11 protein-coding genes are annotated in these 14,641 nt (G+C 70.2%); 8 read left to right on the forward strand and 3 right to left on the reverse strand.

All coding sequences use genetic code 11. From position 1 onward, the window contains the following. Positions 1-19: 19 nt before the first annotated feature. Positions 20-1,282 carry a cardiolipin synthase ClsB gene (gene clsB / locus LXT13_RS00960; protein ID WP_233369729.1) on the forward strand — a complete coding sequence of 421 codons (1,263 nt, stop codon included), beginning with the start codon at positions 20-22 and terminating at the stop codon, positions 1,280-1,282. Positions 1,283-1,286: 4 nt separating this feature from the next. Here the strand turns inward: clsB and LXT13_RS00965 are convergent, their stop codons facing one another. From LXT13_RS00965 to hutU, 3 genes are all read right to left on the reverse strand, one after another. Further along, complete coding sequence (locus LXT13_RS00965) at positions 1,287-2,009, reverse strand: hypothetical protein (RefSeq protein WP_233369730.1); 723 nt, start codon at positions 2,007-2,009, stop codon at positions 1,287-1,289. A 72-nt stretch (positions 2,010-2,081) separates the two neighbouring features. Further along, positions 2,082-3,590 (reverse strand): histidine ammonia-lyase, encoded by a 1,509-nt coding sequence (hutH, locus tag LXT13_RS00970; protein ID WP_233369731.1) that lies wholly within the window; start codon positions 3,588-3,590, stop codon positions 2,082-2,084. Beyond that, positions 3,587-5,260 carry a urocanate hydratase gene (gene hutU, locus LXT13_RS00975; RefSeq protein WP_233369732.1) on the reverse strand — a complete coding sequence of 558 codons (1,674 nt, stop codon included), beginning with the start codon at positions 5,258-5,260 and terminating at the stop codon, positions 3,587-3,589. Before hutU ends, hutH begins: the two co-directional genes overlap by 4 nt. Positions 5,261-5,325: 65 nt before the next feature. Here hutU and hutC point away from each other — a divergent pair, with 65 nt between their 5' ends. The 7 genes from hutC (at position 5,326) to LXT13_RS28620 (ending at position 14,244) form a co-directional block, all read left to right on the forward strand. Then, positions 5,326-6,042, forward strand: a complete 717-nt coding sequence (gene hutC / locus LXT13_RS00980) for a histidine utilization repressor (protein WP_233369733.1) — start codon at positions 5,326-5,328, stop codon at positions 6,040-6,042. 54 nt (positions 6,043-6,096) lie between these two features. Beyond that, positions 6,097-6,645, forward strand: a complete 549-nt coding sequence (locus LXT13_RS00985) for a HutD/Ves family protein (protein ID WP_233369734.1) — start codon at positions 6,097-6,099, stop codon at positions 6,643-6,645. Continuing rightward, positions 6,642-7,844, forward strand: a complete 1,203-nt coding sequence (gene hutI, locus LXT13_RS00990) for an imidazolonepropionase (protein ID WP_233369735.1) — start codon at positions 6,642-6,644, stop codon at positions 7,842-7,844. Before LXT13_RS00985 ends, hutI begins: the two co-directional genes overlap by 4 nt. Then, positions 7,841-8,641: an N-formylglutamate deformylase gene (gene hutG, locus LXT13_RS00995; protein WP_233369736.1), complete on the forward strand. Its 801-nt coding sequence runs from the start codon at positions 7,841-7,843 to the stop codon at positions 8,639-8,641. The genes hutI and hutG overlap by 4 nt, the downstream gene beginning before the upstream one ends. After that, a complete protein-coding gene (gene hutF / locus LXT13_RS01000) occupies positions 8,629-9,993 on the forward strand; it encodes a formimidoylglutamate deiminase (RefSeq protein WP_233369737.1) in 1,365 nt (454 codons plus the stop codon). Before hutG ends, hutF begins: the two co-directional genes overlap by 13 nt. A gap of 287 nt (positions 9,994-10,280) precedes the next feature. Further along, on the forward strand, positions 10,281-12,620 hold the full coding sequence (locus tag LXT13_RS01005; protein ID WP_233369738.1) for a putative bifunctional diguanylate cyclase/phosphodiesterase: 2,340 nt from the start codon (positions 10,281-10,283) through the stop codon (positions 12,618-12,620). Positions 12,621-12,690: 70 nt separating this feature from the next. Next, entirely contained in the window at positions 12,691-14,244 is a 1,554-nt protein-coding gene (locus tag LXT13_RS28620) for a methyl-accepting chemotaxis protein (protein WP_304622795.1), read from the forward strand. The last annotated feature ends 397 nt before the right edge of the window (positions 14,245-14,641 follow it).

Below are 14,641 nucleotides of genomic sequence, written 5' to 3' on the forward strand. Positions count from 1 at the left end.
GTCGGTCCAGGAGCGCCTGATGCGGCGGCTGGGCATGCGCCGGCGTTGGCGCCACCAGGCCACCGACACTGGTTTTGTCGGAGGCAACGAGGTTGAGCTGTTGCGCGGCGGTGACCAGCTGTTCCCGCGCATGCAGGCGGCCATCTGCTCGGCCAATCGCGAGGTCTGGCTGGCCACCTACATCTTCCATGACGACATCACGTCGCTCGCGCTCGTCGAGACGCTGCTGGCCGCCGACCGGCGCGGCGTGCGCGTGCGCATCGTCGTTGACGGCTTCGGCAGCGGCCCCAGCATCGCGACGCTGCGCGAGCGGTTTGCAGGCAGCGGCGTCGCGTTCGCGGTATTCCGGCCGATGGACCGCTGGTGGCACTGGTTCAAGCGCGGCCAGCTGCGCCGCCTGCACCAGAAGCTCTGCGTCGTCGACGGTGAGGTGGCCTTCGTTGGCGGCATCAACGTCATCGACGACCGGCTGGATATCCATCACGGCGTGACCGAGTTGCCGCGGCTGGACTTCGCGGTGCAGCTGCGCGGCAGCATCGTGGATCTCGTGGGCCAGAGCTTGCGCGCGATCTGGTCGCGCGCCTGGCTGGGTCGCGACTTCGACGACGCGCTGCTGGACTACGTGCCGCTGCGCCGCCGCTTCAGCCTGTGGCTCACGCAGCTGTGGCGCGGCCCGCAGCGGCTGACTGACGCGGAGCCCCAGCTGCCGCCCGTCTGCGCCGCCTTCGTGCTACGCGACAACCTGCGCCGGCGCCGGACCATCGAGCATGCCTACACCGACGCCATCAACACAGCGCGCCAGAGCGTCGACATCATCTGTCCCTACTTCTACCCCGGCCAGCGTATCCGCCTGGCGCTGCGTCATGCCGCGCGACGCGGCGTGCGGGTGCGTCTGCTGCTGCAGGGCAAGCTGGACTATCGGCTGGCCGGCTGGGCCGCCGAGGCGCTCTATGCCGACCTGCTGCGCCACGGCGTGGAGATCTACGAGTACACGCCCGCCTTCCTGCATGCCAAGGTGGCGGTCATCGACGACCATTGGGCAACGGTCGGCAGCTCCAACATCGACCCGCTGTCGCTGCTGGTGAACCTGGAGGCCAACGTCGTCGTGCTAGACCGGCCCTTCGCGCTGCGGCTGCAGGGCGAGATCGAGACCGCCCTCGGCGTGTCGGAGCGCGTGGGCGAGAAGCGCGGCACCGGCCTGCGCGCCATCCTGCACCGCGCCGTGGTGGCATGGTTCGCCTACGTCTTCCTGCGCGTGGCGGGCGCAGCCGGGCGGTACTGAATCCTCAGCAGCCGCGCGAGTAGAACCACAGCGTCGGCTGCCGCTGTGCATCATGGAAGGGTACCCAGACGGTCGCGCGCGGGCCGACCGTGGTGTCGGTGCAGTTCTCCGCGGCCCGCACCTCCAGTTGCAGCCAGGTCTCGCCCCGGATCTCGCGGGCCTGCCGCACGGAGGCCGATTTCGGCTCCCAGGCCAGATGCGCCTGGCGGGTGCCGGCGGCTGCCGTGCGGGCCAGCGGGCGCAGGTCGCGGGGCAGCTCCAGCAGCTTGTCCTTCAGCAACATGCCCGCGGGCATGTAACCGGCGAGGCCGGGCCGATGGATCCAGGCCGGTGCGCGATCGGTCGTGATCTGCAGCATGTCGCCACGCCGCCCCACGACGACGGCCGCGCGCTCCTCGTAGCCCGACTCCTGGATCGGCCATTCCTCGCTAGTCTTGCCGTCGGACCAGCGCAGCTGCGCGACGCTGCTGTTGCAGGTGCCGGGCGCAATCAGCCCCATGGGCTGGACGACGGTGATCACGCCGGCCGGCGCGCGCCCCGCCGCCCGGTCCTCGGCGGCGGCATACAGCGGAACATCCTGTGGCGCGTGCGGCTCGCAGCTCGGGCTGCTGAACACCTCCGGCAGCGCGACGAGGCCCAGCACGCCGGCCGGCAGGTCCGCCGCCTGGGCGGAGATGGTCAGCAGTGCCAGCGCGGCGCTCAGCAAGGGACGGACGGAACAGGGCATGGGCGACTCCAGGACGGGCCGCCGAATGCTAGGCGCAGGCGATGCGTGGCCACGTCCCTTCGATCGGGCTCATCAGTCGTGCCAGAAGCCCGGCGCATGCGGCGGCTTGAGCGCGCCCGCCTGCACCAGCGCGGCGGCGCGCTCGATGTCTGGCGCAAGGTAGTGGTCCGCCGGGCTGCTGGCGCAGTCGGCGCGCAGACGTGCGTGCAGCGCCTCGATGGGCGCCGAGCTGCGCAGCGGGCGCAGGAAGTCGATGCCCTGCGCGGCGGCTAGTAGCTCGATGGCGACGATGTGGGCCGTATTGTCCAGCATCGCGTGCAGGCGGCGCGCGGCGAAGGTGGCCATGGACACGTGGTCTTCCTGGTTGGCGCTCGTCGGCAGGCTGTCGACGCTGGCGGGGTGGGCCAGGCTCTTGTTTTCGCTGGCCAACGCGGCGGCCGTCACGTGGGCGATCATGAAGCCGCTGTGCAAGCCGGCGTCGGCAGTCAGGAAGGGCGGCAGGCGCGAAATGCCCGGGTCGATCAGCATCGCGATGCGGCGCTCGGCAATGGCGCCGACCTCGGCGATGGCCAGCGCGAGGTTGTCGGCCGCGAAGGCCACCGGCTCGGCGTGGAAGTTCCCTCCGCTGATCATGCAGTCGTCGAAGACCAGCGGGTTGTCCGTGACGGCGTTGGCCTCGCGAACGAGCACGTCGGCCGCGTGGCGCGCCTGGTCCAGGCAGGCGCCCATGACCTGCGGCTGGCAGCGCAGGCAGTACGGGTCTTGCACGCGCTCGTCGCCTTCGCGGTGGCTTGCCCGGATGGCACTGCCGGTCAGCAGATCGCGGTAGAGGGCCGCGACCTCGATCTGCCCAGGCTGGCCGCGAACCTCGTGGATGCGCGCGTCGAACGGGCCGTCGCTGCCGCGGGCGGCGTCCAGGGTCATCGCGCCGCTGGCTAGCGCCGTCGCGAACAGGCCTTCGAAGCGCAGCAGTGCGTGCAGCGCCAGCGCCGTGCTGGCCTGGGTGCCGTTGATGAGAGCCAGGCCTTCCTTGGCGGCCAGCGTCAGGGGTTGCAGCTCCAGCCGATGGAGTTCGTCGCGCGCCGATACACGCTGGCCATTGACCAGCGCCTCGCCTTCGCCCATCAGAGCCAGCGTCAGGTGGGCCAGAGGCGCAAGGTCGCCGCTGGCGCCGACCGAGCCCTGCGTCGGCACATAGGGCACGAAGCCGGCATTCAGCGCGTCCAGCAGCGACTGCACGACGACGCGCCGCACGCCCGAGAAGCCGCGGGCCAGGCTGCCGGCCTTCGTCGCCAGCATCAGCCGCACGACCTCCGGCGACATCGGCGCGCCGACGCCCACCGCGTGGCTGCGGATGAGGTTCAGCTGCAGGGCGGCGAGCTGGTCCTTGGCGATGCGCGTGCTGGCCAGCTTGCCGAAGCCGGTATTGACGCCGTAGACCGGCGCATCGCCCGCCGCGGCGGCGGCCACCAGCGCAGCGCTCTTGTTGACGGCGTGCCAGTCGTCGAGCTGCAGCGCGGCGCGGCCGGCGGCGATGTCGGCGAGCTGGGCCAGCGTGAGTTGTCCGGGGATGAGGTTCATAGCGAGGGTAGGTTCAGTTCGTTCTTCCTGGCGCAGGCGATGGCCGAGTCGTAGCCCGCGTCGGCGTGGCGCATGACGCCGGTTGCCGGGTCGTTCCACAGCACGCGCGAGAGGCGCTTCGCGGCGGTGTCCGTCCCGTCGGCCACGATGACGACGCCCGAGTGCTGGGAGTAGCCCATACCGACGCCGCCACCGTGGTGCAGGCTCACCCACGTCGCACCGCCGGCGGTGTTCAGCAGCGCGTTCAGCAGCGGCCAGTCGGACACGGCGTCCGAGCCGTCCTTCATGCCCTCGGTTTCGCGGTTGGGGCTGGCCACCGACCCGCTGTCCAGGTGATCGCGACCGATGACGATGGGCGCCTTCAGCTCGCCGTTCTTCACCATCTCGTTGAACGCCAGGCCGGCGAGGTGGCGCTCGCCCAGGCCCAGCCAGCAGATGCGCGCCGGCAGGCCTTGGAAGGCGATGCGCTCGGCGGCCATGTCCAGCCAGCGGTGCAAGGCAGCATGCTTCGGGAACAGCACCTTCAGCTTGGCGTCGGTCTTGCGGATGTCCTCGGGGTCGCCCGACAGCGCCACCCATCGGAACGGCCCTTTGCCCTCGCAGAATAGCGGCCGCACATAGGCGGGCACGAAGCCGGGAAAGTCGAAGGCGTTGGACACGCCCTGGTCCTTGGCGACCTGACGGATGTTGTTGCCGTAGTCCACCGTCGGGATGCCCTGCGCCTTGAACGCCAGCATCGCCTTCACATGCGTCGCGCAGCCGGCCGCTGCGGCCGCCTTCAGCTCCGCGTGACGTGCCGGGGCGGCCGCGGCAGCCTTCCACTGCTCGACCGACCAGCCCGGCGGGCAATAGCCGTGGATGAGATCGTGGGCGCTGGTCTGGTCGGTGACCAGGTCGGGCTTCACTTCCCGCTTCACCAGCTCCGGCAGCACCTCGGCGGCGTTGCCCAGCAGCGCGATGGACCGGGCCTCGCCGGCCGTCGTGTACTTCGCGATGCGCGCCAGCGCGTCGTCCAGGTCGGCGGCCTGTTCGTCCACGTAGCGCGTCTTCAGCCGGAAGTCGATGCGGCTCTGCTGGCACTCGATGTTCAGTGAGCAGAAGCCCGCGAATGTGGCCGCCAGCGGTTGCGCACCGCCCATGCCGCCGAGGCCCGCTGTCAGGATCCAGCGGCCCGCGGCGACGCCGCCGTAGTGCTGCCGCGCGGCTTCTGCGAAGGTTTCGTAGGTACCTTGCACGATGCCCTGGCTGCCGATGTAGATCCAGCTGCCCGCCGTCATCTGGCCGTACATCATCAGTCCCCGGCGGTCCAGCTCGTGGAAGTGCTCCCACGAGGCCCACGCAGGCACGAGGTTGGAGTTGGCCAGCAGCACGCGCGGCGCGTCCGCATGCGTGTGGAACACGCCCACCGGCTTGCCGGACTGAACCAGCAGCGTCTCTTCGTCACTCAGCTCGCGCAGCGACTTGAGGATGGTGTCGAACGCGGCCCAGTTGCGGGCGGCCTTGCCGATGCCGCCATAGACGACCAGCTCCGCCGGGTTTTCGGCCACGGCCGGGTCGAGGTTGTTCTGGATCATCCGGTAGGCGGCTTCGGTCAGCCAGCTCTTGCAGTGGAGCTGGGTGCCGGTTGGCGCGCGGACCACGCGGCCGGCGGAATGGGGCAGGTCGGGCATGGAAACTCCTGAAGCCGGTAGGCACTCTAGTTGTCTATACAAGCACAGTCAAATAGGATCTGCCCATGTCCCGCGCCACCAGCTCCGAGCCCCAGTACCTCAAGGTCAAGAACCACCTGCGCGAAGGCATCGCCAGCGGCCACTGGGTGGCGGGCGACCTGCTGCCAAGCGAGGGTGCGCTGGTCGCTCAGTTCGAGGTGAGCCGCATGACGGTCAATCGCGCGCTGCGCGAGCTCGTGCAGGAGGGCCTCATCGACCGCGCGCAGGGCGTGGGCAGCTTCGTCGCGCAGCTGCACCGCATCTCGTCTACGTTGAACGTGCGTGACGTGCACGAGGAGATCGTCGAGCGCGGTGGCCAGCACGAGGCGCGCGTGCACGCGCTGACGCGCGGCAGGGCCACGCCGCAGCAGGCCGCCGAGCTGGGCATCAAGCGGGGCGCGCCGGTGTACCTGAGCCTGATCGTGCATCTGGAGAACGGTCAGGCCATCCAGTGCGAGGAGCGGGCCGTCAACCCCGCCTGCGCGCCGGACTACCTGCAGCAGGACTTCTCCCGCATCACGCCAACGCATTACCTGCTGGAGGTGGCACCGCTGTCGGAAGCGCGCTACATGATCGAGGCTGCGCTGCCGGGTGATGTGGAGGCCAAGCTGCTGGGCATCAACCGCCGCGACCCCTGCCTGGTCGTCAAGCGAATCACTTACAGCCGGGGCGTCGCCGTAACCAGCGTCAAATTGACGCATCCGGGTAGTCGTTACCAATTGCAAGGGAGCTTCTCGGCCTGAAATCCGCCGGCCGGCGCTGCGGACAATGCGCAGCACGATGACAAGGACAACAACATGAGTTGGAGCAAGGTCAGTGCGGTCGACGTCCAGCCGCAGGCCTGGACGAACAACGGCGGCACCACGCGGGAGCTGCTGGCCTGGCCGCATGCGCATGACTGGTCGTTGCGCGTCAGCGTGGCGCGTGTCGAGCGGGACGGCCCGTTCTCGCCCTTCCCCGGCGTGCACCGCTGGCTGGCGGTCATTGCCGGTGCCGGCCTGCGCCTGTTCGACTGGTCGCAGACGGCGGGCGATGAGCCGCTGCGTTTCGATGGCGGTCTGGCGCCCGAGGCCGAGCTGATCAAGGGGCCGACGGATGTCTTTAACGTCATGGAGCGCCGCGGCAACCTGGAGGTCGAGCCCGCCAGCCACGTGCTGCTGCCGCGCACGCCGTGGGTGGGGCTGTTCACGGTCGAGGGCGGCTTGCTGGAGCACGGCCATCGCGCGATGCCGCTGGCGCCGCGGACGCTGGCCTGGTGCGAGTCGCCCGCGCCTCAGAGTTGCGTGTTCACCGGCCCCGATGCGACGGGCAGCCACGCGTGGTGGCTGACCTGGAGCCCCGAGTGACCTTGTGGCGCGGCGGGCGCCTGGCGACGCTGGCCGGCGAGTCTGGCTGGGGGCTCGTCGACGACGGTGCGCTGCTGGTTGAAGATGGCTTGCTGCGCTGGGTCGGGCCGGCCGCCGAGCTGCCGCCCGAGGCGCTAGCGGCGCATGAGGTCATCGAGCTGGGCGGTGCGCTCGTCACGCCGGGCCTGGTGGACTGCCACACGCACCTCGTCTACGCCGGCAACCGCGCGCATGAGTTCGAGCTGCGGCTGCAGGGGGCCGGATATGCGGAGATCGCCCGAGCCGGTGGCGGCATTCGCTCGACGGTCGCGGCGACGCGAGCCGCCAGCGAGACGGAGCTACTGGCTGGTGCAACCCGGCGCGCGCAGGCGCTGATGGGCGAGGGCGTCACGACGCTGGAAGTGAAATCCGGCTACGGGCTGGACGCCGCCACCGAGGCGCGCATGCTCCGCGTGGCCCGCCGGCTCGGCGAGCTGGGCGTTGACGTGCGCACCACCTACCTCGCGGCCCATGCGCTGCCGCCCGAATTCGACGATGCCGATGCCTACGTCGACACGGTCTGCCGGTGGCTGCCGGCGCTGCACGTCGAAGGGCTAGTCGACGCGGTCGACGCCTTCTGCGAGCACATCGCGTTCAGCCCGGCCCAGGTCGCCCGCGTGTTCGACGCAGCTCGCCGGCTGGGTCTACCCGTCAAGCTGCACGCGGAGCAGTTGAGTGACCAGGGCGGTGCAGCAATGGCGGCGTCCTTTCAGGCGCTAAGCTGCGACCACCTGGAATACCTCGGCACTGACGGCATCCAGGCGATGGCCCGTGCGGGTACGGTCGCGGTGCTGCTGCCCGGTGCCTTCTACGCGCTGAGGGAAACCCGCCTGCCGCCCGTCGCTGCGTTGCGCGAGGCCGGCGTGCCGCTGGCGATCGCGACGGACCACAACCCGGGCAGCTCGCCGACGCTGTCGCCGCTGCTGATGATGAACATGGCTTGCGTGCTGTTCGGTCTGACGCCCGAAGAGGCGCTGCGCGGCATGACGGTCAACGGCGCCCGCGCGCTGGGCTTGGCCGACCGCGGGCGGCTCGTGGCCGGGCAGCGCGCCGACTTCTGTGTCTGGGATGGCGATCATCCGCGCGAGCTGGCAACATGTTTCGGACAGAACCCGCTGAAAGAACGGGTCAGGCTTGGGGCATCACAGGGAGAAGCATGAGCGTTTGTGAGCTTCGGCAGGGCCGCGTGCCACTGCTGATCAGCCTGCCCCATGTCGGCACGGCGATCCCACCCGAGGTGGGCCGGCAGTTGGTGCCACGGGCGCTGGCCAGCGAGGACAGCGACTGGCACCTGGAGCAGCTCTACCGCCCCCTGGCCGAGCAGCTCGGCGCCAGCCTGCTGGTGCCGCGGTATAGCCGCTACGTCATCGACCTGAACCGACCGCCGGACGACCAGCCGCTGTACCCCGGCGCCTCCGGCGGCACGGGTCTCGTGCCCACGCGCTTCTTCACGAACGAGCCGCTCTACGCCGATGGCGCCGAGCCTGATGCCACGGCCATCACCGCGCGCATCGACGCCTATTGGCGCCCGTACCACGCCGCATTGGCGGGCGAACTCCAGCGCTTGCGTGTCGAGCACGGCCACGCGCTGCTGTTCGATGGTCACAGCATCCGCTCGGAGCTGCCGTGGCTGTTCGAGGGCCAGCTGCCGGCGCTCAACCTGGGCACGGCGGACGGCCGCGCCTGCGCGCCGGCGCTGCGCGACCGGCTGAGCGCCGTGCTGGCCCGCCAGACGGGCTTCGGCCATGTCGTCGACGGTCGCTTCAAGGGCGGCTACATCACCCGGCACTACGGCCATCCGGGGCAGGGCGTGCATGCTGTGCAGTTGGAGATGTGCCAGCGCTGCTACATGGACGAAGCCGTGACGCCTCGCGACGCCTTCGACGCCACGCGCGCGGCCACGGTCGCGCCGCTCATTGGCCAACTGCTGCAGGAGATGCTGGCATGGCGGCCTTGAAGACGCTGCATGCGCCGCTGGCCTGGCTGGGTGGGGGCTGGCAGCGCGACGTGCTGCTGAGCGTCGATGCCCGCGGCCACTGGGCCGACATTCGCGCCAACCAGCCGCCGCCGCCCGATGCGGAACTGTTGGCCGGCCCGTTGATCCCCAGCCTCGTCAATGCCCATAGCCATGCGTTCCAGCGTGCCTTCGTCGGCCTGGCCGAGCGGCGCGAGACAGGCCAGGACGACTTCTGGACCTGGCGCGACCGCATGTACGCGCTGGCGCTGCGCATCTCGCCCGAGCAACTGCGCGCTGTGGCCGGCCAGCTCTATGCCGAGCTGCTGCGCGGCGGCTACACGCAGGTCTGCGAGTTCCACTACCTGCACCAGCCGGCGCAGGACAGCGAGCTGGAGGACGAGCTGGACATGGCCTGGGCGCTCGCGGCCGCGGCGGACGATGCGGGCATCGGCCTGACGCTGCTGCCCGCCGTCTACACGCGCAGCGGCTTCATGGCCGAAGGGCTCCGGCCCGAGCAGCATCGCTTTTCCGGCAGCGCCGACTGGGCCTGGCATGTCTGCCAGCGGGTGTTGTCTGCCGGACTGCCGCGCGTGAGCGCCGGGCTAGCGCTGCATTCGCTTCGCGGCGCCTCGCCGGCAGACATCGCGCGGCTGCTCGAACGCGCCGCGGGCGCGGATCTGCCCATCCACATCCACGTGGCCGAGCAGATTGCCGAGGTCACGGACTGCTTGGCCGCCACTGGCAGGCGGCCGCTGCAATGGCTGGCCGAATCGGGTCATCTCGACACGCGCTGGCAGCTGGTGCACGCGACGCATGCCGAGCCCGACGAGATCGACGCCGTGGCGCGCAGCGGTGCGGGGCTGGTGCTGTGCCCCGGCACCGAGGCCAATCTGGGCGACGGGCTCGCCGATCTGCCGCGCTGGCTGGCCGCTGGCGTGCCATTGACGGTGGGCTCGGACAGCCAGGTCACGCGTGGCTGGGTGGAGGAATTGCGCTGGCTGGAGTACGGCCAGCGTCTGGTGCTGCGCCAGCGCAATGTCGCGGCTCTGCCGGGCGTGCAGCCGTCCAGCGCGGCGCGGCTCTTCGATGCAGCCGTGCATGGCGGCGCGCGCGCCGCCGGCTTTGCGGCCTGGGGCCTGACGCCCGGCGCGCGGGCCGACGGGCTGGTGCTCAACCGCGAGGCCGACGGTCTGCGCGGCCTGCCCGATGAGGCCCTGCTGGACGCCGTCGTCTTCGGCAGCAACGGCTCGCCATGGCAGTCCGTCTGGGTCGCCGGCCGGGCGCGGCCGTGGCGGGCGCCGCGGCGCGTGGGAGACGCCTTCGAGGCGGCGATGAGCGCGCTGTGGTCCTGAAGATGGGCGACAGGGTGCCGCGTCGATGTAATCCGCCATGCGTGATGACAGCGCTCGACAACCCGACGCCGTCCCGTCGCGAGGGAAAACATCACGGGGATGGCATGCCCGCGGAACGCGGTGGTGACGAAATCGCGTCGAACGCGTGAAAAATGCGACGCTCTTTCTTCACGATCCCTGTATCCAAGGTGCTTTCGCCTCGTCCGCCGCACAGCGCCAGCGCCCACATCGAAGCCTTTCGCGCTGTCTGGTTGACGCGTTATGAGTCGCCTGGCGCGGCGGCAGCCATGGCCCATCGGCATATCGAGTCCGCCGGGGGCGACGAGCGCCTGGTGCTGCGCATGCAGCTGGTGCTGCAGCGGCTGAAGCCGCAGTCCGCCGCGAGCCATGAGCACTACGAGGCCCTGGCCCAGCGCCTGGAGGAGCTGGGCGACCGGCCGGGCTCCCTGATCGCGACGAGCCTTGCGCTGGGCGTCGCGAACTTCGGTGGCGACGTGGAGGCGGCCGTGGCGGCGTACGAACGCCTGACCCCGGCCATCCATCACATCGCCGATCCATTGGAGCAGCACGTGGCCATGGCGCCTTCGCTGTTCCTCTACCACGCTGCCGGCAACGCGGCGGCCTATATGCACCAGGCCTGCCGGATGCTGCAGCTGGCCAACGAAGTCAGCAACGACGGCATGCGGTCTGCGTCGCTCAGCAACGTCGGCATCGCGTTCTTCCTGTCGGGTGACGAGTTGCAGGCGCGCCACCATCTCGAGCAGTCGCTGGAGAGCACCGATGTCGGTGGGTGGACGCGCTTCGGCGCGGTGACCGTCCTCGCCGACCTCTACGCCTCTGCCGGTGAGATGGACAAGGTGCTGCCACTGCTGAAGGCTTGGTCGTTTCCGCGCAACCCCGAGGAGCTCGACATTTCGGCGATGGCCCATTTCCACGCACTGGGCGCCGAGGTCTGCGCTCGCCTGGGCGAGGAGAGCCGCGCGCGGGACTACCTCGAAGTCCTGGACGGTGTGCCGCAGGACCGTCTAAGTCACGGCCTGCGCTGCATGGCAGGGCTGTCTCGTGCGCTCCATCACCGCGCCGCCGGACGCCCGCTGGAAGCCCTCGAGGCACTGGACGGTGCTCTGGCGCTGGTGGAGCGGCTGCCCGGCAGCGACCGTGCGCTGCCCTCGCGGTTCTGGTGGCTGGCGGCCGAGCTGGCCGAGGTGCAGGGCGAATGGGAGCGTGCCTACCGGTTGCTGCAGCGCGCCCGCGGGCTGGAGCTCGGGAAGAAGCAGCAGATCGCCGCCGTTCGGCGCGTGGCCGCGCAGTTCCAGACGGACGCGAATGCCCGTGCCGTCGAGGCAGCCCAGCGCGACCCGCTGACGGGACTGGGCAACCGCGAGCGGTTGATTCACGTCGGCGACGGCTGGATCTTGCGCAGGCTCACGCCGCTGGTGGCCAAGCTAAATGTGCGGCGGTTTAACGCCATCAATGAGGCGCTGGGGCGCGAGATCGGCGACGCTGTCCTGCAGGCGGTCGCGGACCGGCTGCGGCAGGCCTGCGCGCGGCTGGAGAACGCACTGGCCGGCCGCGTCTACGCGGACCAGTTCGCGCTGGTCGTTGCCGGCGAGCAGGCCGACGTCCACCTGCTGCGGCGCTTCGCCCTCGAGCTTTTCTCCACGCCGCTGGAGGTGGCCGGGCAGCAGGTCGACATCAGCGCGGCCTGGGGCATCGCGCATGGCCCGGTGCACGGAGCGTCCATGCAGCAGCTGATGAGCCATGCGGAGGTCGCGTTGCACGAGGACCGGCGCACACATGCCGGCTGGACGATCTACGAACCCGGCCTCGTGCGCGCGGACCCGCGCCAACTCTCGCTGATCTCCGAGCTCCGGCGCGCGGCGCAGGAGAACGAGTTCACGTTGCTGCTGCAGCCCAAGTTCAGCCTGTCCGACAACCGCGTGACCAGCTTCGAGTCGCTGATCCGCTGGCGGCACCCGAGCCGCGGACCGCTCGCCCCGGCCGCGTTCATCCCATTCGCCGAGAACACGGGCAGCATCCGCGGCGTCACCGAGTGGGTGTTGCGGCGGTCTATGCAGCTGTCCGTGCGGCTGCGTGGGGCGGGGCTGGTGAGCCGCATCGCCGTCAACGTGTCGGTGCACGACGTGGGCGGCAGCGACCTCTGCCGCCGGCTGCAAGGGCTGCTACTGGCCACCGGCGCGCGGGCCGAGGACATCCGGCTGGAGCTGACCGAGAGCGCCGTGATGAAGGACCCGGCGACGGTCATCGATCGCATGCGGGAGATCAACGCGCTGGGCTTCGAGTGGTCCGTCGACGACTTCGGCACCGGCCAGTCGTCGCTGGCCTATCTGCACATGCTGCCGGTCTCCGAGCTGAAGATCGACCGCAGTTTCGTTCGTGGCGCCGCGACATCGAGCACGTCGCTGACGCTGCTGAAGGCGGCCATCGACCTGGGGCGCAACCTGGGGCTGTCCACCGTGGGCGAGGGCGCCGAGACGGCCGAGGAATGGTCACTGTTGCGTGATCTGGGCTGCAGCGTCGCGCAAGGTTGGTTCGGCGCCAGCCCCATGCCGGAGCATGAGCTGATCGCCTGGCTGCAACAGCGCGCGGCCGCCGAAAGGCTCTGACGCCGCCATCGGCTTGGCGTTCGGCTGACAAACCGATAGGCTGTCCCCTCCAGACCAGGGAGGGATGGGAATGAGGCTCAGCGACTACACGATCCGGGCTCGCCTGTTGGCCCTTGCCGCCTTGGCGGTGGCGGGCATGCTGCTGGTGGGACTGCAGGGCTTGGGCAGCCTGTCCCAGGCCCGAGCCGATTTTGTCGATTACGTCGACAACGACGTCGAGGCCCTGACGCTGCTGGCCGGCGTGCGGGCGGGCGTCGGCAACCTTCGCCGCTACGAGAAGGATCTGCTCATAAACCTGGCCGACGCCAAGGCGGTCGAGCGCTATCGCGGCGAGTGGATCGACACCTTCGACAAGGTTTCGACCAGCCTGGTTCGCATCGGCCGGCTGGATCTGCCGACCGAGGTGAAGCGCATGCCCGGGGGCCTGCAGCAGGCGCTGCAGGACTATCGCGGCGGCTTCAGCGCCATCCTCGACCGCCTCGCCAAGGGCGAGTTCCCCGACACGGCGGCGGCCAACAAGGCGATGGAGCCGGTCAAGGGCTCGGTGCGCGCCGTCGACAAGTCGCTGGGCGACATGACGGAGAAGATCAGTCAGCGCTCTGCCGAGCAGGTGGCCCGCGTCGACGCGAATGCCCGGGACATCCGGCGCCACCTGACGCTCGTCGTGGTGGCGGCCGTGCTGCTGCTGGCCGCCTACACGGCCGTCAACATTCGCTCCATCCTGGCGCCGCTGGCGCAGGCGGCGAAGGCGGCGGAACGCATTGCCGGCCATGACCTCAGCGAGCCGCTGCACCCACAGGGCCGGGATGAGACGGCGCTGCTGATGCGCGGCCTGCAAGGCATGCAGGACGCGCTGGCCGGTGTCGTCGCCGGCGTGCGCGAGGGGGCAGGCCATGTGGCCGACGCGTCGCGCGAGGTCGCCGTCGGCAGCATGGACCTCAGCCAGCGGACCGAACAGGCCGCCGCCAACCTGGAAGAAACCGCCTCCGCCATGGAGCAACTGACGGCCAGCGTCACGCACAACGCCGAGTCCGCCGCACGTGCCAGTGACCTGGCTGCTGAAGCCACCGACGTGGCGCGGCGGGGCGGTGCCGTCGTGGACGAAGTGGTGCGCACGATGTCGGAGATCAGCACGTCCTCGGCACGCATCGCCGACATCATCTCCGTCATCGACGGCATCGCCTTCCAGACCAACATCCTGGCCTTGAACGCCGCGGTGGAGGCCGCGCGGGCCGGGGAGCAGGGCCGCGGCTTTGCCGTGGTAGCCGGCGAGGTGCGCCTGCTGGCCGGGCGCTCGGCCGAGGCGGCCAAGGAGATCAAGACACTCATCTCGCACAGCGGCGAGAGGGTCGACGTGGGCGTCGCGCTCGTGGGCCAGGCCGGCAAGACGATGCAGCAGGTCATCGAGGCAATTGCCCGCGTGGCCAGCATTGCGTCGGAAATCAGCCATGCCGCCCGCGAGCAGGGCAGCGGCATCGGCCAGATCGGGCAGGCCATCGCGAACATGGACCAGATGACGCAGCAGAACGCGGCGCTGGTCGAGGAGTCCGCAGCCGCCGCCGCCAGCCTGCAGCAGCAGGCCGACGCGCTGGCGAGCACGGTGTCCGTGTTCCGTCTCGGTTGAGCGCGAAGGCCAGCCGCGGGACGCTGGCTGCGGCCCCGGCACCGGGCGATCGTGCGCGTGGCCAGCGTGGGCCTTGGCGTCCCGGCTTTTGCGTGTCTGAACGTGACGGGCTGAAGCACCGAGGCGGCCTGTCCTGGTTGCCTGATGAACGGGCGAGAGGGAGCTCTCCCCATGGTGCCCATGACTCCCCGGGGCGCTATCGGCAGATTGCATCCCTAACTTGCAGTTTGCCGACATGTTGCGAACTGTTGCCCCTGCATCAATCCAGGGCCAGGACGCGACGCAGACACTCCGCGCCGCGCCAGAGCCGCACGTGACGGCGACGCCGGTATGAGCGGCGGCAGGCACCGCGGGCGTGCAGATCGGTTCTGCGGCCCGAGCGACAGTCCATCTAGCC

The sequence above is a fragment of the Pelomonas cellulosilytica genome (assembly GCF_021353265.1).
Taxonomy (GTDB): domain Bacteria; phylum Pseudomonadota; class Gammaproteobacteria; order Burkholderiales; family Burkholderiaceae_C; genus Pelomonas; species Pelomonas cellulosilytica.